This window comes from Nostoc sp. MG11, from assembly GCF_014904695.1.
GTDB lineage: Bacteria > Cyanobacteriota > Cyanobacteriia > Cyanobacteriales > Nostocaceae > Komarekiella.
In genome coordinates this window covers 1-515 of sequence record NZ_JACXXN010000236.1, presented here as the reverse complement: position 1 = coordinate 515, position 515 = coordinate 1, and the positions used below count along the sequence as shown (strand labels likewise).

Genomic DNA, 515 nt, shown 5'->3' with positions numbered 1-515 from the left:
TCAAGAGAAATACTTTCAGGATTACCCTCGAAATCTACTGTCCACAGTTTGGAGTTGTGAAAGATTCTTAATCCGAAAGATGAGCAGTCATGAGCCAGATTTTCAATGCTTTCGCAGCTCTTAGCCGATTCGTAATCAAAACTTCGTTTGCTAACTCTCAAGCTTTGATCGCGCGGGTAGGTTTGAATGACTAAGTACTCTCTCTCATCAAAGGGGTTGAATTCTGCAGCAACGTTCGCCTTTAAGAAAAGGAAATCTTTCAAGGTATCCATTGTTTCTCCTAATTTGAATTTGAGTTTTCGTTTTTTAGCAGATATAATTCCCGGAATTATGTCTAATTATCTAAGCTGAAAAGCTTGCTTTTTCAGGTAGAATCATGAAAAATAAGTACATCATGTTCCTCGCATGGCTTTTATATAAATAAATAGTTGGTTTCATTTGGGAAAGTCTGCTTTTGCAGACTTTTTTTAATTATTTACGCAAATATAATTCCAGTAGTTCTGTCCACTTATTTT

General features: G+C 35.7%; 1 protein-coding gene. It reads right to left on the bottom strand.

Annotation, left to right across the window (positions count from 1 at the left end):
* Nucleotides 1–272: hypothetical protein (locus HCR01_RS38265; RefSeq protein WP_193201058.1), on the bottom strand; the 272-nt coding region annotated here is incomplete at its 3' end.
* Nucleotides 273–515: the final 243 nt, after the last annotated feature.